The organism is Acinetobacter sp. LT1 (genome assembly GCF_059800965.1).
The window spans coordinates 205,091-226,776 of sequence record NZ_JBBAXE010000004.1 but is presented as its reverse complement, the minus strand read 5'-3'; the positions used below and the strand labels follow the sequence as shown (position 1 = coordinate 226,776).

At 41.3% G+C, this 21,686-nt stretch carries 30 protein-coding genes and 2 pseudogenes; 8 read left to right on the top strand and 24 right to left on the bottom strand.

Annotated elements, in window-relative coordinates:
- Positions 1–23: 23 nt before the first annotated feature.
- The 22 genes and pseudogenes from rplO to WBW42_RS05605 form a co-directional block, all read right to left on the bottom strand.
- Entirely contained in the window at positions 24–464 is a 441-nt protein-coding gene (gene rplO, locus WBW42_RS05710; RefSeq protein ID WP_002116985.1) for a 50S ribosomal protein L15, read from the bottom strand.
- A gap of 3 nt (positions 465–467) precedes the next feature.
- Positions 468–644, bottom strand: coding sequence for a 50S ribosomal protein L30 (gene rpmD / locus WBW42_RS05705; protein ID WP_000849088.1), 177 nt, complete (start codon positions 642–644; stop codon positions 468–470).
- Positions 645–650: 6 nt separating this feature from the next.
- On the bottom strand, positions 651–1,148 hold the full coding sequence (gene rpsE / locus WBW42_RS05700) for a 30S ribosomal protein S5 (RefSeq protein ID WP_001141025.1): 498 nt from the start codon (positions 1,146–1,148) through the stop codon (positions 651–653).
- Positions 1,149–1,150: 2 nt separating this feature from the next.
- On the bottom strand, positions 1,151–1,501 hold the full coding sequence (gene rplR, locus WBW42_RS05695) for a 50S ribosomal protein L18 (protein WP_002049741.1): 351 nt from the start codon (positions 1,499–1,501) through the stop codon (positions 1,151–1,153).
- 14 nt (positions 1,502–1,515) lie between these two features.
- A complete protein-coding gene (rplF, locus tag WBW42_RS05690) occupies positions 1,516–2,049 on the bottom strand; it encodes a 50S ribosomal protein L6 (protein WP_002116801.1) in 534 nt (177 codons plus the stop codon).
- A gap of 13 nt (positions 2,050–2,062) precedes the next feature.
- A complete protein-coding gene (gene rpsH / locus WBW42_RS05685; protein ID WP_002049732.1) occupies positions 2,063–2,458 on the bottom strand; it encodes a 30S ribosomal protein S8 in 396 nt (131 codons plus the stop codon).
- 11 nt (positions 2,459–2,469) lie between these two features.
- Entirely contained in the window at positions 2,470–2,775 is a 306-nt protein-coding gene (rpsN, locus tag WBW42_RS05680) for a 30S ribosomal protein S14 (protein WP_002049689.1), read from the bottom strand.
- 9 nt (positions 2,776–2,784) lie between these two features.
- The gene (rplE, locus tag WBW42_RS05675; RefSeq protein WP_002116961.1) at positions 2,785–3,321 is read right to left on the bottom strand and encodes a 50S ribosomal protein L5; all 537 of its coding nucleotides are present in this window, start codon (positions 3,319–3,321) and stop codon (positions 2,785–2,787) included.
- 15 nt (positions 3,322–3,336) lie between these two features.
- Positions 3,337–3,654: a 50S ribosomal protein L24 gene (rplX, locus tag WBW42_RS05670; protein WP_002116820.1), complete on the bottom strand. Its 318-nt coding sequence runs from the start codon at positions 3,652–3,654 to the stop codon at positions 3,337–3,339.
- Positions 3,655–3,663: 9 nt separating this feature from the next.
- On the bottom strand, positions 3,664–4,032 hold the full coding sequence (gene rplN, locus WBW42_RS05665) for a 50S ribosomal protein L14 (protein ID WP_001982634.1): 369 nt from the start codon (positions 4,030–4,032) through the stop codon (positions 3,664–3,666).
- 92 nt (positions 4,033–4,124) lie between these two features.
- A complete protein-coding gene (gene rpsQ / locus WBW42_RS05660; RefSeq protein ID WP_002116661.1) occupies positions 4,125–4,382 on the bottom strand; it encodes a 30S ribosomal protein S17 in 258 nt (85 codons plus the stop codon).
- Positions 4,379–4,576, bottom strand: coding sequence for a 50S ribosomal protein L29 (gene rpmC, locus WBW42_RS05655; RefSeq protein WP_000849928.1), 198 nt, complete (start codon positions 4,574–4,576; stop codon positions 4,379–4,381). The genes rpsQ and rpmC overlap by 4 nt, the downstream gene beginning before the upstream one ends.
- Positions 4,576–4,989 carry a 50S ribosomal protein L16 gene (gene rplP, locus WBW42_RS05650; protein WP_002049688.1) on the bottom strand — a complete coding sequence of 138 codons (414 nt, stop codon included), beginning with the start codon at positions 4,987–4,989 and terminating at the stop codon, positions 4,576–4,578. The genes rpmC and rplP overlap by 1 nt, the downstream gene beginning before the upstream one ends.
- Positions 4,929–5,745 (bottom strand): annotated as a pseudogene (gene rpsC / locus WBW42_RS05645) (30S ribosomal protein S3). The gene rplP and the pseudogene rpsC overlap by 61 nt, the downstream one beginning before the upstream one ends.
- A gap of 1 nt (position 5,746) precedes the next feature.
- Positions 5,747–6,076, bottom strand: a complete 330-nt coding sequence (gene rplV, locus WBW42_RS05640) for a 50S ribosomal protein L22 (RefSeq protein ID WP_001982638.1) — start codon at positions 6,074–6,076, stop codon at positions 5,747–5,749.
- 11 nt (positions 6,077–6,087) lie between these two features.
- Positions 6,088–6,363, bottom strand: coding sequence for a 30S ribosomal protein S19 (rpsS, locus tag WBW42_RS05635; protein WP_001138119.1), 276 nt, complete (start codon positions 6,361–6,363; stop codon positions 6,088–6,090).
- A 13-nt stretch (positions 6,364–6,376) separates the two neighbouring features.
- Positions 6,377–7,201 (bottom strand): 50S ribosomal protein L2, encoded by an 825-nt coding sequence (rplB, locus tag WBW42_RS05630; RefSeq protein ID WP_002049686.1) that lies wholly within the window; start codon positions 7,199–7,201, stop codon positions 6,377–6,379.
- 11 nt (positions 7,202–7,212) lie between these two features.
- Positions 7,213–7,533, bottom strand: coding sequence for a 50S ribosomal protein L23 (gene rplW / locus WBW42_RS05625; protein WP_002049693.1), 321 nt, complete (start codon positions 7,531–7,533; stop codon positions 7,213–7,215).
- Positions 7,530–8,132: a 50S ribosomal protein L4 gene (rplD, locus tag WBW42_RS05620; protein ID WP_002049755.1), complete on the bottom strand. Its 603-nt coding sequence runs from the start codon at positions 8,130–8,132 to the stop codon at positions 7,530–7,532. The genes rplW and rplD overlap by 4 nt, the downstream gene beginning before the upstream one ends.
- Before the next feature lie 11 nt (positions 8,133–8,143).
- On the bottom strand, positions 8,144–8,782 hold the full coding sequence (gene rplC, locus WBW42_RS05615; RefSeq protein ID WP_014207747.1) for a 50S ribosomal protein L3: 639 nt from the start codon (positions 8,780–8,782) through the stop codon (positions 8,144–8,146).
- A 58-nt stretch (positions 8,783–8,840) separates the two neighbouring features.
- Positions 8,841–9,152, bottom strand: coding sequence for a 30S ribosomal protein S10 (gene rpsJ, locus WBW42_RS05610; protein WP_000070912.1), 312 nt, complete (start codon positions 9,150–9,152; stop codon positions 8,841–8,843).
- A 252-nt stretch (positions 9,153–9,404) separates the two neighbouring features.
- A complete protein-coding gene (locus WBW42_RS05605) occupies positions 9,405–10,133 on the bottom strand; it encodes a type 1 glutamine amidotransferase (protein WP_017386983.1) in 729 nt (242 codons plus the stop codon).
- 168 nt (positions 10,134–10,301) lie between these two features.
- On the opposite strand from WBW42_RS05605, the gene WBW42_RS05600 reads away from it, so the two are divergent.
- From WBW42_RS05600 to WBW42_RS05570, 7 genes and pseudogenes are all read left to right on the top strand, one after another.
- Positions 10,302–11,492: a PLP-dependent transferase gene (locus tag WBW42_RS05600; RefSeq protein ID WP_002116687.1), complete on the top strand. Its 1,191-nt coding sequence runs from the start codon at positions 10,302–10,304 to the stop codon at positions 11,490–11,492.
- Positions 11,493–11,534: 42 nt separating this feature from the next.
- Positions 11,535–13,115: a helicase HerA-like domain-containing protein gene (locus WBW42_RS05595; protein WP_032057365.1), complete on the top strand. Its 1,581-nt coding sequence runs from the start codon at positions 11,535–11,537 to the stop codon at positions 13,113–13,115.
- Entirely contained in the window at positions 13,105–13,257 is a 153-nt protein-coding gene (locus tag WBW42_RS05590; protein WP_014207750.1) for a hypothetical protein, read from the top strand. The genes WBW42_RS05595 and WBW42_RS05590 overlap by 11 nt, the downstream gene beginning before the upstream one ends.
- Before the next feature lie 2 nt (positions 13,258–13,259).
- Positions 13,260–14,024: a globin domain-containing protein gene (locus WBW42_RS05585; RefSeq protein ID WP_017386986.1), complete on the top strand. Its 765-nt coding sequence runs from the start codon at positions 13,260–13,262 to the stop codon at positions 14,022–14,024.
- 87 nt (positions 14,025–14,111) lie between these two features.
- Complete coding sequence (locus tag WBW42_RS05580) at positions 14,112–14,549, top strand: RrF2 family transcriptional regulator (RefSeq protein ID WP_002116968.1); 438 nt, start codon at positions 14,112–14,114, stop codon at positions 14,547–14,549.
- A gap of 100 nt (positions 14,550–14,649) precedes the next feature.
- Entirely contained in the window at positions 14,650–15,426 is a 777-nt protein-coding gene (gene yihA, locus WBW42_RS05575) for a ribosome biogenesis GTP-binding protein YihA/YsxC (RefSeq protein ID WP_002116788.1), read from the top strand.
- A 124-nt stretch (positions 15,427–15,550) separates the two neighbouring features.
- Positions 15,551–16,500: pseudogene (locus tag WBW42_RS05570) on the top strand (metal-dependent hydrolase).
- 45 nt (positions 16,501–16,545) lie between these two features.
- On the opposite strand, the gene WBW42_RS05565 reads toward WBW42_RS05570, so the two are convergent.
- Both WBW42_RS05565 and WBW42_RS05560 read right to left on the bottom strand, forming a co-directional pair.
- Positions 16,546–17,811 (bottom strand): dicarboxylate/amino acid:cation symporter, encoded by a 1,266-nt coding sequence (locus WBW42_RS05565; RefSeq protein ID WP_032057363.1) that lies wholly within the window; start codon positions 17,809–17,811, stop codon positions 16,546–16,548.
- A gap of 109 nt (positions 17,812–17,920) precedes the next feature.
- Entirely contained in the window at positions 17,921–18,793 is an 873-nt protein-coding gene (locus WBW42_RS05560; RefSeq protein ID WP_002116924.1) for an acyl-CoA thioesterase, read from the bottom strand.
- 276 nt (positions 18,794–19,069) lie between these two features.
- Here WBW42_RS05560 and plsB point away from each other — a divergent pair, with 276 nt between their 5' ends.
- Positions 19,070–21,643: a glycerol-3-phosphate 1-O-acyltransferase PlsB gene (gene plsB / locus WBW42_RS05555; protein ID WP_032057361.1), complete on the top strand. Its 2,574-nt coding sequence runs from the start codon at positions 19,070–19,072 to the stop codon at positions 21,641–21,643.
- Positions 21,644–21,686: the final 43 nt, after the last annotated feature.

The following is a 21,686-nucleotide window of genomic DNA, read 5'->3' as shown; positions in this document are numbered from 1 at the left end:
CTAGGAGACATAGACACTCGAGATTACTCCTCGACTTTACCGCCAGCTGCTTCAATCGCAGCTTTAGCGCCTTTAGTCAATGCAACACCTTGAACAGTGAATGCACGAGTGATTTCACCAGAAAGTACGATACGAGCACGAATTTGGTCACGACGAACAACATTCGCAGCTTTCAAAGTTTCTAGGCTAACGATGTCGCCTTCAACTTTGCTTAACTCAGATAAACGTACTTCAGCAGTTTTTAAAGCGATTTGGCTAGTGAAACCGAATTTAGGTAAACGACGATAAATCGCAGTTTGACCGCCTTCAAAGCCTGGACGAACGCCACCACTTTTACGTGATTTTTGACCTTTGACACCACGGCCACCAGTCTTACCAACGCCAGAACCGATACCACGGCCTAAACGACGGTGTTCACGTTTTGCACCTTCTGCAGGCGCAAGTTCATTTAAACGCAGAGTCATGGCTTATTCCTCTACACTAACCATATAGTAGACTTTGTTGATCATACCGCGGTTAGAAGGCGTATCTTGCACTTCTACAGTATGACCAATACGACGCAGACCTAAACCTTGTAAGCAAAGCTTGTGATTTTTCAAGCGATGTGAAGAAGATTTAGTCTGGGTAACTTTAATCGTTTTCATGATTGATTACCCTTGAATTTCTTCTACTGATTTACCACGTTTCGCAGCGACTTTCTCAGGAGAAGTCATATCACGCAAACCTTTGAAAGTTGCGTTTACTACGTTTGCAGCATTAGTAGAACCATAACATTTAGCAAGTACGTTATGTACACCTGCAGCTTCTAGAACGGCACGCATAGCGCCACCAGCGATTACGCCAGTACCTTCAGAAGCAGGTTGCATATATACACGGCTTGCACCATGACGAGCATTCACAGGGTGTTGTAAAGTAGTACCTGCAAGGTCTACAGTAATCATGTTGCGACGTGCAGCTTCAAGTGCTTTAGAAATAGCAGCTGGAACTTCACGAGCTTTACCACGACCAAAACCAACACGACCATTACCATCACCCACCACAGTTAATGCTGTGAAAGAGAAGATACGACCACCCTTAACAACTTTGGCTACACGATCAACGGCAACCAGCTTTTCAACAAGACCTTCGTTTTGTTCAACTTTAGCCATGATTAGAACTCCAAGCCGTTTTCACGAGCAGCATCAGCCAAGGCTTTGATACGACCATGATATTTAAAACCAGAACGGTCAAATGCAACTTTAGTTACACCAGCTGCTTTCGCACGCTCTGCGATTAAAGCGCCTACTTTAGTAGCCGCGTCTACATTACCTGTAGTACCGCTACGTAAAGATGCATCCAAAGTTGAAGCTTGTGCTAAAACTTTGCCACCATCTGCTGAAATAACTTGAGCATAGATGTGACGCGGAGTGCGGTTTACACACAAACGAGTCGCACCCAATGCACGAATGTGCAAGCGTGTGCTTTTCGCACGACGCAAACGGGATTGTTTCTTTTCGTTCATAAGAACCTCGCGCCTTATTTCTTCTTAGCTTCTTTACGAAGAATGACTTCATCCGAATAACGAACACCTTTACCTTTATATGGTTCAGGAGAACGATATGCACGGATTTCTGCCGCTACTTGACCTAACAACTGCTTGTTTGCTGATTTCAAAATGATTTCAGTAGCAGTTGGAGTTTCCGCTGTTACACCTTCAGGTAAAGCGTAGTCAATTGGGTGTGAAAAACCAAGGTTAAGGTTTACAACAGTACCTTTAACCGCAGCTTTATAACCAACACCAACTAGCTGCAACTTACGTTCGAAGCCTTCACTAACCCCTTTTACAAGGTTATTCAATACAGCGCGAGCAGTACCAGCTTGCATCCAAGCATCTTTCGATTCTTTAACTGGAGCAAGTTGAAGTTTACCTTCTTCCTGTTTTAGCTCGACCAGCGCATGCAGGTTGAAAGACAATGTACCTTTGCTGCCTTTCACTTCGACCTGCCGGCCGTTCTGAGTAACTGCTACACCATTAGGTACAGTTACTGGGGCTTTAGCCACACGAGACATGAGGAATCACCTATTAAGAAACAAAAGCAATAACTTCACCACCAACGCCCGCAGCACGTGCAGCGCGATCAGTCATGATGCCTTTGCTTGTAGAAACAATTGCAATACCTAAACCTTGCTTAACGCTTGGAAGTTTATCTTTACCACGGTATTGGCGAAGACCTGGACGGCTTACGCGTTTAACCATTTCGATAACTGGTTTGCCTTCGAAATATTTTAAAGTAATTGTCAAAGTAGATTTTGTCTCTTCTTGAGCAACTTCTACATTTGAAATATAACCTTCTTGTTGAAGTACGTTTGCAATTGCAACTTTCAACTTAGAAGAAGGCATAGAAACAGTTTGTTTCTTAGCCATTTGTGCGTTACGAACACGTGTTAGCATGTCGGCAACGGTATCTTGCATACTCATTTAGTCGCTCCTTACCAGCTTGCCTTAACAACGCCTGGTACATCACCCTGCATTACTGTGTCACGTAATTTGTTACGGCTTAAACCGAACTTACGGAAGTAACCATGAGGACGACCAGTTAAACCACAACGGTTACGAAGACGTACCGGAGATGCATTACGTGGCAATGCTTGTAACTTTAACATCGCTTCGAAACGCTCTTCTTCACTTGCATTTACGTTTGCAATCGTAGCTTTTAATTCAGCACGTTTTGCAGCGTATTTAGCAACTGTTTTTTCGCGTTTCAATTCGCGATTAATCATACCTTTCTTAGCCATATCGACCTCTTATTTGAACGGGAAGCCGAATGCACGCATAAGCGCACGGCCTTCGTCATCGGTGCGAGCAGTCGTAGTAATAGTAATATCCATACCACGAATACGATCAATCTTATCGAAATCGATTTCAGGGAAAACGATTTGCTCTTTCAAACCCATTGAGTAGTTACCACGACCATCAAATGATTTCGAAGAGAAACCACGGAAGTCACGGATACGAGGGATTGCGATTGAGATCAAACGGTCCAAGAATTCGTACATTTGGTCGCCACGTAAAGTAACTTTACAACCAATCGGCCAACCATCACGGATTTTGAAACCAGCGATAGATTTACGAGCAAGTGTAATTACTGGTTTTTGACCAGCAATTAATTGCATGTCGACTACAGCGCCATCTAATAATTTCTTATCAGTTGCAGCTGCGCCTACACCCATGTTTAGGGTAATTTTTGTGATGCGTGGAATTTCCATCACGTTCTTAATGCTAAGTTCTTCTTGTAACTTCGCTTTAAGTTCTTCGTTGTAACGTGCTTTAAGTCTGGCCATTGCCTTTTCAACCTATTACTTCGCTACCGCCACTGATTCACCATTTGATTTATAAACGCGAGTTTTCACGCCATCAATCACTTGGTAACCAACACGGTCAGCCTTCTGGGTTGTAGCATTTAAAATTGCCACGTTTGAAATATGAAGCGAAGCTTCTTGAGTAACGATACCGCCTTCAGCGCCAGTTACACGATTCGGCTTTTGATGCTTCTTCACTAAGTTAAGGCCTTCAACCTTAACGCGGTCTTCAGAAACAGACAATACAGTACCCTGTTTGCCTTTTTCTTTACCTGCGATCACGATAACTTGATCGCCTTTTTTAATCTTAGCCATGATTGCCTCTTATAGAACTTCAGGAGCCAATGAAATGATTTTCATGAACTGTTCAGTACGAAGTTCACGAGTCACTGGTCCGAAGATACGAGTAGCAATCGGAGCTTTGTTGTTGTTCAGGATAACTGCAGCATTATCATCAAAACGGATCACAGAACCATCTGGACGACGAATGCCGAATTTAGTACGAACTACAACCGCATTCATCACGTCACCTTTTTTAACACGTGCGCGTGGGATTGCTTCTTTTACAGTAACTTTAATAATGTCGCCAACAGAAGCATAACGACGATGTGAACCACCAAGTACTTTAATACATTGTACGCGGCGAGCACCACTGTTGTCTGCTACGTCGAGCATAGTTTCGGTTTGAATCATTGCCCTACTCCAAAACCGAGCATCACCGGTCACAATTTCGAAAGGCTCAAAGAGTACTCGAAATTGACCGATGATGCAACAAGAACGTCGAATTACTCAGCAGCTGCTTCAACTACTTCCACTAAAGTCCAAGCTTTAGTTTTAGAAATTGGGCGGCTTTCTTTAATGGTCACAACATCGCCAAGTTTAGCAACATTGTTCTCATCATGAGCGTGTAACTTAGTTGAACGGCGAATTGATTTGCCATACAACGGGTGTTGAACGCGGCGTTCGATAAGAACAACAATAGACTTGTCCATTTTGTCGCTTACTACTTTGCCGGTTAACGTGCGGACTGTTTTTTCACTCATTGTCCGTTCCCCTGTTTTTCGGTAAGGAGTGTCTTAATACGAGCAATTGTCTTACGAGCAACTTGCACTTCATGCGATTTACCCAACTGACCAGTTGCTTTCGCCATACGAAGACGGAATTGATTAAGCTGTTGCTCATCAAGCAAAGCTTTCAACTCTTCTACCGATTTTTCACGTAGATCTTTAGTTTTCATTACATTACCGTCCGAGTCACGATAGTGGTTTTAAACGGAAGTTTAGCAGCAGCTAAAGCAAATGCTTCACGCGCTAATTCTTCGTTCACACCTTCAATTTCGTACAGGATCTTACCTGGTTGGATCTGGCAAACCCAGTACTCCACGCTACCCTTACCTTTACCCATACGCACTTCAAGAGGCTTTTGAGTAATTGGTTTATCCGGGAATACGCGAATAAAGATTTTACCACCACGCTTAATACGGCGGCTAATAGTACGACGTGCAGCTTCAATCTGACGAGCAGTCATACGACCACGTTCAGTTGCTTTGATTGCAATCGAACCAAATGATACTGTACTACCACGATGCGCTAGACCAGTATTACGGCCTTTGTGCACCTTACGGAATTTGGTACGTTTAGGTTGCAACATGGATTATTCTCCCTTGTCAGCAGCACGGTCACCGCGACGACCACGACGCTCTTGACCTTCACCACGACCACGACCACGTTTAGCTGGACGATCTTCAGCAGGAGCAGGGTTCATGACTTGTTTCATGCCACCTAAAATCTCGCCACGGAAAATCCAAACTTTAACACCAATCGTACCGTAAGTTGTTTCTGCACGCATAGTTGCATAGTCAATGTCTGCACGTAGCGTATGTAAAGGTACACGACCTTCACGATACCATTCTGTACGAGCAATCTCTGCACCACCTAAACGGCCAGACACTTCAACTTTGATACCTTTAGCACCAGCACGCATAGTGTTTTGAACCGCACGCTTCATAGCACGACGGAACATTACACGCTTTTCTAATTGAGAAGCGATTGCTTCAGCAACTAAACGCGCATCTAAGTCTGGGCGATCAATTTCGTTGATACTTACTTGCGCTGGAACACCCATAATGCTGGTAAGTTCGCGCTGTAATTTCTCAATATCTTCGCCTTTTTTACCGATTACGATACCAGGACGAGCTGTGCTAATAGTTACTTTAGCAGCGCCTGATGGACGTTCGATAAGAATGTTGCTTACCATCGCATTCTTAAGTTTTTTAGTTAAAAACTCACGAACTTGAAGATCTTTAAGCAAGTATTCAGCGTATTGTTTCGGATTCGCATACCAGTTAGCGTTATGACGTTTCACAACACCTAGGCGGATACCGATTGGATGAACCTTCTGACCCATATCAAACCCCTACCTTAACGGTGATGTGACAAGTACGCTTAGTAATACGATCTGCACGGCCTTTAGCACGTGGCATAATACGTTTAAGGCTCATGCCTTCGTCAACGTAAATCGTAGATACTTTAAGATCGTCAACATCTAAACTGTTATTGTGTTCAGCGTTTGCAATCGCAGATTCCAATGCTTTTTTTACTAAAACAGCAGCTTTTTTATTGCTGAAGTTTAAGATATTTAAAGCATGCGCAACAGATTTGCCGCGAATAAGATCTGCAACCAAACGTGCTTTCTGTGCCGAGATAGCGGCACCGCGTAATTTAGCAGTTACTTCCATCATGACACCTATTAACGTTTAGATTTCTTGTCAACACCGTGACCACGATAGGTACGAGTTGGCGCGAATTCACCGAGTTTATGACCAACCATATGCTCAGTAACAATTACTGGAACGTGGTTACGACCATTATGAACAGAAATTGTTAAACCAACAAAATCTGGAAGGATCATCGAACGACGAGACCAAGTTTTAATCGGCTTGCGAGAGTTACTAGCAACAGCCGCTTCAACCTTAGCGAACAAGTGCGCATCGACGAATGGGCCTTTTTTCAGAGAACGAGGCATTAGTCAGATTCCTTTACTTGACGCGACGGTCGCGAATAATCATCTTAGTCGTACGCTTATTGGTACGTGTCTTGTACCCTTTAGCTTTTTGACCCCATGGGCTTACAGGTTGAATACCTTTGTTACGCCCTTCACCACCACCGTGCGGGTGATCAATCGGGTTCATCGCCATACCACGTACGGTAGGACGAACACCACGCCAGCGCGAAGCACCAGCTTTACCCAATGAACGAAGGTTGTTTTCTTGGTTAGAAACTTCACCAATTACAGCGCGGCATTCAACATGTACTTTACGCATTTCACCTGAACGAAGACGAATAATTGCGTAAGAACCATCACGACCCAACAACTGAACAGAAGCACCAGCAGAACGCGCTAATTGCGCACCCTTACCAATTTTAAGTTCAACGTTATGAAGTGTAGAACCGATCGGCATATTACGAAGTGGCAAGCAGTTACCTGGACGAATTGGAGCATCGTTACCAGATTGTACTTTATCGCCAGCACGTAAGCCTTTAGGTGCGATGATATAACGACGCTCACCATCAGCATATTTCAACAAAGCAATATGTGCTGTACGGTTTGGATCGTATTCAATACGCTCTACAACAGCTGGGATGCTGTCTTTGTTACGTTTGAAGTCAACGATACGGTAGTGTTGTTTATGACCACCACCAACGTGACGAGTAGTAATGTGACCGTTGTTATTACGACCACCAGTACGTTTTTTAGCTTCAACCAACGGTGCGTAAGGAGCGCCTTTGTGAAGATGGTCATGAACCACTTTCTCTACAAAGCGACGTCCTGGAGACGTTGGCTTACATTTTTGAATCGGCATAATTTTCGTCCTTATTCCGCTGCGCTTTCAGCGGTATCGCCCAAGTCAGCCATTTCAACATCTTGGCCAGCTTTCAGGGTGACGTATGCTTTTTTAACATCAGAACGGCGTCCCAATGTACGACCAAAGCGCTTAGTCTTACCTTTAGTAATAGTTGTGTTAACTTTAACAACTTCTACACCAAAAAGTTTTTCAACTGCTTTTTTGATTTCAAGTTTAGTAGCATTGATGTCTACTTTAAATACTTGAACACCAACAGTATCACCTAATACTTGTGCCTTTTCTGAGAAGACTGGTCCTTTTAGGACTTGATAGATACGTTCGTTGTTCATCCGAGTTCTACCTCAATTTTCTTAGCAGCAGCTACAGACATCACAACTTTATCAAACGCGATCAAGCTTACAGGATCGATTGCAGTTGCATCTACCACATCTACATGCGGAAGGTTGCGTGCTGCAAGATATAAGTTCTCATCTACAGCGTCAGTAACGATTAATGCACGAGCAGCATTTAAGTCGTTAAGCTTTGCAAGCAATTCTTTAGTTTTTGGAGCTGCAACTGCAAACTCTTCAACTAATACAAGACGATCTTGGCGAACAAGTTCAGCTAAGATACATTGCATTGCACCGCGGTACATCTTACGGTTTACTTTTTGAGACCAATCTTGTGGACGAGCAGCAAAAGTTTTACCACCGCCAACCCAGATAGGGCTACGAATAGAACCCGCACGAGCACGACCAGTACCTTTTTGACGGAATGGCTTTTTACCACCGCCAGAAACGTCTGCACGTGATTTCTGAGCACGAGTACCTTGACGACCACCTGCTAAGTAAGCAGTAACAACTTGGTGTACAAGAGCTTCGTTAAATTCACGTCCGAAAGCAACTTCAGACAATTCAACAGCAGAGCCGGAAACAGTTTTCAAATTCACGGTATTTCCCCTCAGGCCTTGATGGTAGGACGTACAATCACGTCACCGCCAGTTGCACCAGGAATTGCACCTTTAACAACTAAAACAGAACGTTCAGCGTCAATAGATACGATTTCAAGACCTTGTACTGTTACGCGTTCGTCACCTAAGTGACCAGCCATTTTCTTGCCTTTGAACACGCGACCAGGAGTCTGGTTTTGACCTGTAGAACCTAATACACGGTGAGAAACTGAGTTACCGTGAGTAGCGTCTTGAGTACGGAAGTTCCAACGTTTAACACCACCTTGGAAACCTTTACCTTTTGATTGACCAGTTACGTCAACAATTTGACCAACTGCGAACAAATCAACGCCAATAGTACCGCCAACTTCACGGCCTTCAAGCTCAGCTTCAGTAACACGGAACTCTTTAACTAAACGACCAGCAGCAACACCAGCTTTCGCGAAGTGACCTTTCTGAGCGTTAGTTACGCGAGATTCGCGACGTTCACCAGTAGTTACTTGAACAGCTTGATAACCATCAGTTTCAAGTGTTTTGATTTGCGTAATGCGGTTTGGATCGACTTCGATGACTGTAACAGGTACAGAAACACCTGCATCTGTAAAGATGCGAGTCATACCACATTTGCGACCGACTAAACCAATAGCCATGTGCATAAACCTCTAAAAAAGCGGCCTAATTAACTTAGAAGTTAATCAACCGAAAGCCTTAACCCAAAGCGATCTGAACATCAACACCAGCCGCAAGATCTAATTTCATCAATGCATCAACAGTTTTATCTGTAGGTTGAACGATATCGATCAAACGTTTGTAGGTGCGGATTTCGTACTGGTCACGCGCATCTTTGTTAACGTGCGGTGAAGTAAGAACGTTGAAGCGTTCGATGCGAGTAGGCATCGGAATTGGACCACAAACTTGTGCGCCAGTACGCTTAGCGGTTTCTACGATCTCTTGAGCAGATTGATCAATCAGACGATGATCAAAAGACTTCAAACGGATACGAATTCTCTGGTTAGACATACCAGTAAACTCCAAGCCAAACATATAAAGAATCACCCTTGACGCATCTCACCCATTGGTAAGTGTCAAAGGCAGTGAAAATCACTAAGGTCATGATCGATGCCACGACTGTAATGCACATTTACTACTTTCTTCGCAGTAAATGCCCCTCCTTTTGAGGGTCGCCCATTATAACGATTGTTTAAGTCTTATGCAATTCTCTTTTTCTGTTTTTTGTTCAAAACGTGCTTTAAACTAGCATTCACAACTCATCTAGGCATTTATGACAAACTCAATCGCTTTATTTAAGAGTTGATTACCTTGTTCAAATTTTTGTGCTTCTGAATATTGCAGTTCACTCACAGGCTGAACATATTCCCCCCTAAAAATAGATAGCTCTTCTTCATTTTCAAGTAAGAGTTCTAAAGCGGCTGGTGTCATTTCTGGATGAAATTGAAAACCCAGCACATTTTTTCCAATTTGATACATCTGATTACGACAAGCTATATTCTCGGCTAAGTGTATAGCACCTTTGGGTATTTCAAATGTTTCGCTATGCCACTGCATCACCTTTATCTTTTCAGGCAATGGAAAGCTGTCTTGAGGTAAATTTGCTACCCTTTGAACTGTCGACCAACCAAGTTCCTGATAGCGGTTTCGACTGACTGCGGCGCCTAGTGCATTAGCAATTAGCTGCCCACCCAAGCAGAGACCTATAGCAGGCTTTCCTGCTGCTAAATAACGACGCAACCATCTTTTCTCTATCTTAAGCCATGGATAATTCGCCTCATCATTTACACTCATGGTGCCACCCATGACTAATAATAAGTCAACCTCATCAATTTGTGGTAAAGCTTCTATTTCAAGTGACCGATCAACCGGAAGTGCAAAAAACTCCGTAGAACTAATAGTCGCGTGGTGAGCTTTTAAAAATGAATAACAACTCCCAAAACCCTCACCCGCGATATGTTGAAAATAATGAACTCTTAAATGCGACTTCATGCGCTTAAACCTATTGTTGTTAGAATGTTGTAGTGGTCTTTGCAAAAATAAAGCCAAGTTTTTGTTTTATAGGTCTACTGTAACGAAACGTCTTACAAAACTTTATAAATCTAGCGAAGAATTTAAATTTCTCTTAATCTAACTTTATCATTTAAAACATAACGCACTATGAAAAAGCATAACGATTTCCAGACTCGTCTCATTCATGCCCCAAGAAAGGCTCCGCAATTCATTGAAACAGTGCAACCTCCCTTATTTCGCGCATCGACTATCATTTTCAAATCAACTTCGCACCTTTTTGATCGTCACTGGACTGATAAGTATGACTATAGCTATGGAACACATGGCACCCCTACTACATTCACCTTAGGCGACAATATTGCGCAAATTGAAGGTGGTTTGCATTGTTTGCTTGCACCGAGTGGCCTATCCGCAATTAATATTGTGAACTCAGCATTTTTAAGCACTAATGATGAAGTATGGGTTCCAGACAATATTTACGGGCCAAATCTAGAACATTTAACTTATCTACAAAGTCAATATGGCATTATTGTTAAAGTATATAACCCCATTGACGCTGCAAGTTTTCAACCTACCGAAAGAAGTAAACTATTATGGTTAGAAGCTGCAGGTTCAGTTACTTTAGAATTCCCTGATCTTAAAAATCTAGTCAAGAAAGCTAAAAAGCATGGTGTATTGACAGCTCTAGATAACACTTGGGGAGCTGGGCTTGCGTTTAATGCTTTTAATTTTTCTGATGAACATCTATCAGTCGATTTAACCGTTCACGCATTAACAAAATATCCAAGTGGTGGTGGTGACATCCTAATGGGCAGCATTGTAACTCGTGATGAGAAACTTCATCACCGCCTATTCCGCACACACGCCATTTTAGGCATCGCAATCTCTGGAGATGATGCGGCTCAAGTTCAACGCAGCCTTGCTCATATGTCTTTACGCTATGAACAACAGTCAGCCAATGCTCAAACTTTACTTAAGTGGCTAAAGGACCAACGCCAATTTGCACAAGTTCTACACCCAAGTGATGAATCCTCACCAGGCCATCAATACTGGCAAGAAATATGCACAACTGATCAAAGTGCAGGTTTAGTGAGTGTTATTTTTAAACCTGAATATGACATTACAGCAGTACGTCGTTTCTGCGATGCATTAGAGTTATTTAAGCTCGGTTTTAGCTGGGGTGGACCCGTTAGCCTGATTATGCTTTATGATTTAAAAATGATGAGAAAACTTGAGAATACACATTTACAACAAGGATTATTGGTTCGATTCTGTATAGGACTAGAAGATCCGCAAGATTTGATACAAGATATCGAAAATGCACTGAAACAACTGTAAAACGACAACATTATAGTGACTCAAACCATAGGATAAAAATATATGGGTACACCGATTGTTATTGCTAAAAATATTAAGGACACATCAAAAGAAATTGTTTTACTTCCCCAGTTTGCTAACCGTCATGGACTTATTGCAGGCGCCACAGGTACAGGTAAAACAGTTACGTTAAAAGTTCTAGCAGAGAGTTTCTCTCGAATCGGTGTGCCAGTATTTCTTGCCGATGCTAAAGGCGATGTTTCGAGTCTTGCAAAAGCTGGTGAAGCTTCCGATAAATTTAATGAACGCTTAAAACTTTTACAAATTGATAGTGTTCCATTCGCAGCGAACCCAGTTGTTTTTTGGGATTTATTTGGTCAGCAAGGCCATCCTATCCGAACCACTATTTCTGAAATTGGGCCAATTTTATTGGCTCGCATGCTCAATTTAAATGATACCCAAGAAGGTGTGTTATCTGCTGTATTCCGCATTGCAGATGACCAAGGGTTACTATTAGTCGATTTTAAAGATTTAAAAGCCATGATCACTTTTGTGAGTGAACATGCAGCTGAGTTTAAAGCCGAGTATGGTAATTTATCTCCAGCCAGCCTAGGTGCCATTCAGCGCAACTTACTCGCTCTTGCCGACCAAGGTGGAGAACAGTTCTTTGGGGAACCAGCTTTAAATATTCTGGATTTTATCCAAACCGATGCAAACGGACACGGTTATATCAATATTCTTGCTGCTGACAAGCTCATGAATACACCTAAGTTATATGCCACTTTCCTCTTATGGATGCTTTCAGAGTTATTTGAACAGCTACCAGAAGTGGGTGATATGGATAAGCCTAAACTCGTGTTTTTCTTTGATGAAGCTCACTTGTTATTTGATAATGCCAGCCAAGCTCTACAAGACAAAATTGAACAAGTGGTACGTTTAATCCGCTCCAAAGGGGTGGGTATCTACTTTATTACTCAAAACCCACTCGATTTACCCGAAAGCGTTCTTGGTCAACTTGGTAATCGCGTTCAACATGCATTACGTGCATTCACCCCTAAAGATCAAAAAGCTGTAAAAACCGCAGCAGACACTTTCCGTGCTAATCCCGAGTTTAAAGTTGATGAAGCTATTACCCAACTTGGTGTTGGTGAGGCACTCATTAGCTGTCTAGATGAGCAAGGTACACCACAGATTGTAGAACGTGGTTGGGTTATGCCTCCGTACTCTGCATTTACACCGATCACTCCAGAAGAGCGTCAGACTTTAATCTCGCAAAGTATTATTGCTGGGGTTTATGAACAAGCTGTAGATCGTGATAGTGCCTATGAAATGCTACAGAATAAAGTTGCTGAACGCGAACAACAGCAGCAAGACGCCGAACTTGCAAAACAACAAGCTAAAGAACAAGAAACTTTAGCAAAACAACAAGCTAAAGAACAAGAAACTTTAGCAAAACAGCAAGCTAAAGAGCAGGAACGTTTGGCACGTGAGCAATTAAAAGAGGAAGAAAGAGCAGCCCGTGAACGAGCTAAACTCACACAAGACATTGTGGGAACTTTTGCCAAAAGTGCTGCACGCAGTTTAGGAGGAAGTACCGGCCAAAAACTCGTAAGGGGCTTGCTCGGCTCTTTATTTGGTAAATAAAAATATTAAAAAAATTGCTTTAATTTTAGGGGATTTTATATCCCCTAATTTTTTTATGGTTTTTTATAAAAAAGTTATTGCCATTAATTTTTTAAAAATGTATTTTAAATACATCTTATATAGCCAGATAAATAAGGTCTAGCCATGACTCCACAACAAATTGAACTTGTTAAATCTACTGTACCGGTTTTACGTGAACACGGCGTTACGCTGACTACATACTTTTATAAGCGCATGCTTAATAACAATCCCGAGTTAAAAAATGTTTTTAATTTAGATGACCAAACCAGCTTACGTCAGCCACGTGCTCTTGCAGCTGCTGTGCTTGCTTATGCAGAAAATATTGAGAACCCTACCGTGCTCGCTAAAGCGGTAGAACGCATCACCACTAAACACGTGAGCTTAGATATTCAACCAGAGCAATATGCAATTGTTGGGGACAACTTGCTTCATTCAATTAGTGAAGTACTTAACGTGCCATTCGAATCAGAGCTTATTGAAGCGTGGAAACAAGCATACTTACAGTTGGCTGATATCTTGATTGGTGTTGAAAAACAAAAATATGAACAACTTGAAAGCTTAAAAGGTGGATGGGCTGGCTGGCGTTCATTTGAAATTACTCAAATTGATCCTTTGGAATCTGGCAAACGCTTCACTTTAAAAGCAACTGACCATGAAGACGTACTGACTAGCCCAGCAAATGCCTTTATTTCAGTTAAAGTACAAGTTCCCGAACAACAACTTGAACAACCGAAAGCTTTTAAATTTACCGAAGCTCAAGAAGATAACTCGTATCACTTTGAAGTGCAGCCCGAAGAAAATCATACTGAGTTTTCAGTTGCTAATATTCTACTTGAGCATTATAGAGTGGGTGATCAAGTACAGGTTTCAGCCCCTTTAACGCTGTAATGTAAAAACCTTTTGCCTGAAAGTTTTCTTATTTAGACTTTCAGGCTAAGATGATCATCCTTTTAATCTCTTCCATTTTTGGTGATCATGCAGCTTAATAAATTTACCGATTATGCATTACGACTCTTAATGTATGTTGCACGCCCAAGTGATGCACCCTACACGATTGCAGAAATCGCGAAAGATTTGCATGTTTCACAAAACCATCTAGTTAAAGTTGTTCACTTCATGGGCAAGCAGGAATGGATTATTACCATTCGTGGAAAAGGCGGCGGAATTCGCTTAAATCCAGATGCACTTAACTCAAATTTAGGTTCAATTGTTCGAATATTACAGGGCGACAATCAAATTGTTGAATGTAATACACCACCTTGTGTATTACGCAGTCACTGTGGTTTAAAAGGTATTTTAGATCAGGCTTTAGAGAGCTTTTACCAAAGTCTAGATCAATACACACTCGGAGAAGTTTTGCAGCAATCAAAATCTGCTCCTGCCAACTCCCCTATTGCATTTTTACAAATCTAAGCTCTACTGATTTTGATAAGTCGACTTATTGAAAATTAGCAAGAATACCCAAGCTCCTTTATACTAGGCGCGAGCCCTCTCATTTAAAAAGTTATTTTTTATGCGTCGTAGTGAAAAATCGAAAGACACCAAAGCCAGACTCGCACCCAAGCAAAAGATCAGCTATGAAAAGAAACCAGATCCAGCGATCACGGCATATGCTGTGCAATCACTCAACTGGTTACGCCAAGCTGAGTTTCTAATGAGTGCACCTAAATTGGCACTTTGTGTTGAAGATAGTGGCTACGAGATCGCTTTTGCAGGACGCTCAAATGCCGGTAAGTCCAGTGCTATCAATGCCTTAACTAACAAAAAACAGCTAGCGCGCGCCTCTAAAAAACCTGGCCGTACTCAGATGATTAACTTCTTTAGTCTAGGCAACCCCGATCAACGTTTAGTCGATCTTCCTGGCTATGGCTATGCAGCCGTACCTGAAGATATGAAACGAGTATGGCAAAAAGAATTAGAGAACTATTTAATCCATCGTAAAAGCTTACAAGGCTTAGTATTACTTATGGATATTCGCCATCCTCTACAGCATTTCGACATGATGATGCTAGAGTGGGCTTATTCACGTCATCTCTTTGTTCATATTCTCTTAACGAAAGCAGACAAACTTAATCGTGGCCCTGCAAACAAAGTGCTATTAGAAGTTAAGCAACAACTAAAAAAAATGAAGCTTGATTTCTCGATTCAACTTTTCTCCTCACTTAATAAGTTAGGTTTAGAAGAGCTAGCAAGTGTTATGGCTGGACGCCTACATTTTACGCTTGATCAAGAGCCGGAATTTGACGTTGACGCGATCCCTGAAGCATCAGATGAGGATACTGAAGAGTAAATCGTCAAAACAGATACAATTTCTTTATTAAATTTATTTTCAAATTGGCCCCTATTGCTAAACACAAATGTAGGGGCTTTTTTTATACTCGTTATAACTTCATCGAGTTAAAAATCAGGACTAAATGATGAAATTGTTATCTTTTTTGAAGAACAAGGCTTTAGGTTCTTCTATTGACTATAAAATTCTTCCACGTAAAGTAAAATTTGACTGGAAAGATACCCCTGTTGACTGGATTCCAAATCAGCCTTTCGCAAGTTATTTTATTAATGAAATTAATAACATCTTACCTGCTGGAGAATTTTGGTTTTGTCGTTTGTACAATAAAGTTTTACCGCAAATTAAAGATGAAAAACTTAAACAGGATGTGCAAGCATTTATCCGCCAAGAAGCTATGCATGCCAATGCGCATACTTCTGCCAATAAAGAATATTTAAGTGCACGTAATATTGATATCCAGCGAAATCTGGACATTATGAATTATCTATTTACCACTGCCTTAGCAGATAAACCATTCGACAAAGAAGTCCCTCAATTTCTACAAGGGCAATGGGACCTTTTCCGTTTGGGCGTTATTGCAACTGTTGAGCATATGACCTGTGTATTAGGGAAATATGCACTCTATAACGAGCGTTGGGAAGAATTAGGCGCTGACCCTGAAATGGTCGATCTGGTTAAATGGCATGGTTCAGAAGAAATTGAACACCGTACCGTTGCTTTTGATTTATATCGCCATTTGGGTGGTGGATATATTCCACGCTACTATTTAAGCTTGCAGTGATTGTACTGGTGCTTGGATTATGGGTAGATGGCGCTGCACATATTATGAAACAAGATCCACGTTTTGCTAATGCTGCTAAATCTAGATTTTTCCCAGTATGGGTTGCTGTAGAGTGGTATAAAATTAGCAGAAAAGATAATCAGGTTTTACCAAACCCATTTTGGCTGATTGCCCAACAAATTGATTACCTCATGCCTTGGTATGATCCAGTTAAAGAAGGCAGCACTGAAGATGCGGTAAGTTATTTATCGCAATCTCCAGCAGCAAAAAGAGCCGAGTTACAAGCGGCTTAAAAATAAAAAAGCAGGATTTAAAATCCTGCTTTTTTATTTAGGAGATTAGACACTGATATCTTTATCTTTTGTATAACGGTCAACAACCACGCTAATCATCATATCACCCTGCACATTTACCACTGTTCTTACCGTATCCAATAGGCGATCAATCGGAAGTAAAATTGCAATTGCTTCAGCCGGTAAACCTACAGACTGTAAAACCATAATCATGGTAACCATACCTGCACTTGGAATTCCAGGGGCCCCTAGTGATGCAATCATTGCTGTTAAACACACAATAATTTGTTGTGTCAGGTTTAAGTCTAGCCCCACCAAATTTGCGACAAACAATGCAGCGGCTGCTTCATATAGTGCTGTGCCATCCATATTAAGCTGTGTACCTAAAGGAATTACAAAACCAGCTGTTTGCGGACGAACTCCTAAGTTTTCCTGTGCGCATTTCATACTAAGGGGCATTGTGGCAGAACTAGAGCTGGTTGCAAATGCTGTAATTAGCGCTGTACGTGTTCCTTTGAAAAAAGCCCAAGGACTCATGCGGCCAAAAATCCAAAGTAGTAACGGTAAAACAACAGCGCCATGAAAAATGGTAGTCCCTGTCACTACAACAGCAAACTCAGCCAAACGACTGAGTACCGAAATATCTTCCGTTGCCATTAACTTTGCTAATAAAGCAAAAATACCCAAAGGTGCTAGCTTCATTACCCAGCCGACTAGCATCATCATCATTTCAAAAAATTGATGACTTAATACGCGAATACTTTTAAAACGCTCACCGCCATGGACTAAAGCAACACCAACAAATAGTGCAAACACCACAACAGCTAAAACGTTACCATCGCTAAATGCTTTAAATGGGTTAATTAATGTATTTTGAATAAAATTAGTGAAAAAACTTGCAGGATTTAAACTATCTGGTGCCTGATAGTTTTGCATAGACGTTTGGAAAATAGAGATATCTATACCGCGCCCTACTTCAAATAGATGAGCACAACTTATACCTAAAATTAAAGCTAATGTTGTTGTAGTCAAACAACATAAAAAGGTAATTTTCCAGACTGGACCTAACTGCCCTCCCGCCTGCAAATTAGATACACCCACAACAATCGAGCTAAAAATCAAAGGCACCAACAACATTTTAAGCAGCCCAATAAAGACACTACTTAATATGCCTAACCCATATAAACTATGTTTTACAAACGCAGTATCGGGATACAACGTTAATATAAAACCAAAGGCTAAGCCTAAAATGGCCGCAATAAGAATTTGTGTGTTTAAGTTCATATCAGCATTATTTTTTTCAGTTGGCAATCCTTTTGCAAATATGACATGAGCTTGCTTTTCATACGAGCAATTTTTTGTCACATCGTTTCAATTAAAAATAAAAAAGCCATCTAATCAGATGGCTTTATAAATAAACTTATTGCGTTTCAATTTCCCGCAAACGAATTAAACCCTCTTGCACGGTACTGCATACAAGTTGGCCATTTTGCCACATACGGCCAAAGTTCAAGCCGCGAGAAGCTGCGCTAACGGTTGCTTCCATATCGTAAAGCATCCATTCATCAGCACGCAGCGGGCGATGGAAATAGATGGCATGATCAATACTCGCACACTGCAAACTTGGAGAAATATAGCTAAGCCCATGCGGTCTCAAAGCAGTTGTCATTAAGGTAAAGTCTGAATAAAACGCAACAATTGCTTGATGCAAAGCAATATCATCTAATTGTTTTGGAATACGGTCATGTGTGCGGATATAGTGCGCATTATACGGCGCTTCAGGTTGCGGCTGAAATGGATTTACCGGATCAATTGGGCGGATTTCTACATGACGCTCACGCATGAAACTAGCACGAACATTTTCAGGTACGAAGTTTAAAATACCTTCTTTGAGCTCATTTTCAGATTTAAGAGTCTCTGGTGCTGGATATTCTGGTTCTTGATGTTGATAGTTCAAGCCTTCTTCAGGGTTAGCAAAAGAAACCATCGCCGAAAAGATAACTCGTCCGTGTTGAATGGCACGAACCTGACGGCTTACGAAACTCTTCCCATCACGTAAACGGTCTACTTCATAGATAATTGGGGCATTAATATCGCCACCATATAAAAAATATGCATGCAAAGAATGCGCTGGGCGATCGGTTGTATAAGATGCCGCACGTAAAGCCTGACCCAAAACCTGCCCACCAAAGACACGTTTACCGACAAGATTACGGCTTATGCCACGGTAAATATTTTCTTCTAGCTTTTCTAAAGTAAGAAGATCGACAAGTTCTTGGGTTAACGCATTCATGAGAGATACCTTCATATTTCAGGTAAAAAATCGTATTAAAGTACAGATGTGTAGAATCTATTGTGCCATAAAAAACTATTTGAACATGGAACAATCAGTCAACTTCTGACGAACATTGCTCATATAACAGCTAAAAATACGATTTTTAACGATAAAATATGCCAAAAGCATTATAATTTATAAGAAAGTAGCATATTGTTTTTTTTAATAAATGCCTCAAAATAATTACCCTCTGCATTTGGTGCTGGGATTTGTCTTTAAGAAGTAGGAGTTCTTATGTCCAAGAGTGGGTTTGGTCAAATGTATCGTCGGCTTTCGAGTAAACTACTTGACCTCGTGGTAACACCACATGTTCTTGGGGAAGTTCCTACTGAACCAGTATCAGAAACAACAGAAACAGAAGCAAAAACTGACCGCCAAAAAGTGGTTTGTTACGTCTTACAAAACCACTCTCGAAGCAATGCTTTAGTGGTTGATGGAGAAACGCGTCGTTTAAATTTAAAACCTGCGTTAGACCCACTCATTGTGGGTACTCATCAGGAAAAAGCATCAGTTTTATTTTTACAGCACAATGATGAAAACAATTTACTGAATCCGCCTCCTCATGCTTTTCCACCGCGTTTAATAAAACTGATTGAAGTTTTACAAGAAAACCCTGAACTTGATATAGAGCTTGTTCCGGTTACAGTTTTATGGGGCCGTTCGCCAGATAAAGAAGATTCTTGGTTTAAATTATTATTTTCAGACACATGGGCAACACCAAGCACAGTTAAGCAGCTGGTTAATATTGGTTTGCATGGCCGTCAGTCTTATTTAGAATTTCATGAACCACAATCGCTACGTGAATTGGTTGATTATGCACAGCAGCATTATCCAAATCTTTCACCAGCAACTTATATTGTAAGTACGTTAAATGATTATTTAGACCGTCAGCGTGAAGTCGTGTTAGGCCCCGATTTGTCGGATCGCCGCAATGTCATGCAATCGGTTGTTAAATCTCGTGATGTGCAAGAAGCAATCCGCCGTGAAAGTATTCGCGGAAAAGTGAGCATGCTTGAAGCGGAACGCCGTGCGATCGGCTATGTGAATGAAATCGTATCGGATTATTCACACTCAGCAGTGCGCTTTGCTGACCTTGCCTTAACGCGCTTATGGACTCAGCTTTATGACGGCGTAGAAGTACATAACTTTAGTACAGTTCGTGAACTAGCGAAAGATTATGAAGTTGTCTACACACCTTGCCACCGCAGTCACATTGACTATTTATTATTGTCATATGTGATCTATAAGCGTGGCTTAATGGTTCCGTATATTGCTGCGGGCGATAACTTAAACTTACCTTTTGTTGGACAGCTTCTACGTGGTGGCGGTGCATTCTTCATTCGCCGCTCTTTCCGTGGAAATGGACTCTACACTACTGTATTTAAAGAATATCTATATAGTATTTTGTCACGCAACACGCCTCTTGAATACTTTATTGAAGGTGGACGTTCACGTACTGGACGTTTATTACCGCCTAAAACCGGTATGCTTGCCATGACAGTTCACAGCCATTTACGTGGCCGTGCTAAACCGATCGTTTTCTTACCAACTTATATTGGTTATGAACGACTCATGGAAGGCTCAACTTACGTAGGCGAAATGCAAGGTAAGCCAAAAGAGGCCGAATCTATTTTTGGTATTGTGAAAACCTTACGAAAAATTGAACGTATTTTTGGTAAAGTCCACGTGAACTTTGGTGAACCCGTTTTCCTTGATGATCTGCTTAAGCAACATAATGCAGAAAACGTTTATATCGAGAAAAATGACGACCCAATTCCTCAAGCTGTTTCAGATGCAGTAAATAGCTCTGCACATGCAATTTTAGAAAATATTAACCGAGCTGTGGTGATTAACCCTGTTTCTTTACTTTCTATTATTTTGCTTGCGACTCCAAAGCATACGCTTGATGAAGAAATTTGTATTAAGCAGCTAGAAGCTTATCGTAACTTGGCATCGAACTTCCCATATGACCAACGTATGGAAGTAACGCCACTTTCTGGTAAAGAAATTATTGCGTATGGTTTAAAGCTTAAACTCATTAAACGCGTTCAGCATGCGCTTGGCGATATTATTGCGATTGAAGATAACCAAGCTGTTCTTCTGACTTACTTCCGTAATAACATCTTGCACGCCTTTGTTTTACCTTCTCTGGTAGCATCACTTGTTGAACACAATGGGAAAATCAGTCGTTCAGATTTAACCAATGTCATCTATACGCTCTATCCATTCTTGAAAGCTGAGTTATTCCTTAAATGGAAGAGCAGCGAGCTTAAGGCACAAGTTGAGCAATATGCAGATGCTCTAGTTCAATCTAACCTTATTCAACAAGACGATGAAGGTAACTTGATTAGCTCTGCACCAAATACAGAAGAGCATAATCAGCTTGTTGTTTTAGCAACGCCAGTTAAGCAAAGTCTTGAGCGTTACTACATGACACTTGCGCTCATTACTCAACGTGGTTCAGGTAATATCTCTGCTAAACAAGTTGAAGAGTTAAGTCATTTATTAGGACAACGTTTATCAGTTCTATATGAATTTAATTCGCCAGAGTTCTTCGACAAAGCTTTATTCCAAAGTTTCTTAAAAGTGCTTACACAGCAAAATTATATTCGTACCAATGACCAAGGCCAAATTGAGTTTGATGATAACTTCCGTCAAATGGCTGCTGGTGCACAGTTGGTACTTGATGAAGTAACCTTACAAATGTTACAGCACATCACCACCTTTACCGACGAAGAATTGAAAGATGCTCTTGAAGCAATGGCATCTCAACAAGCTAAACGCCGTTTAAAACGCAAAAAAGCTTAAAGTCTTCAGTCAAAATAAAAGGCAACTTCGGTTGCCTTTTATT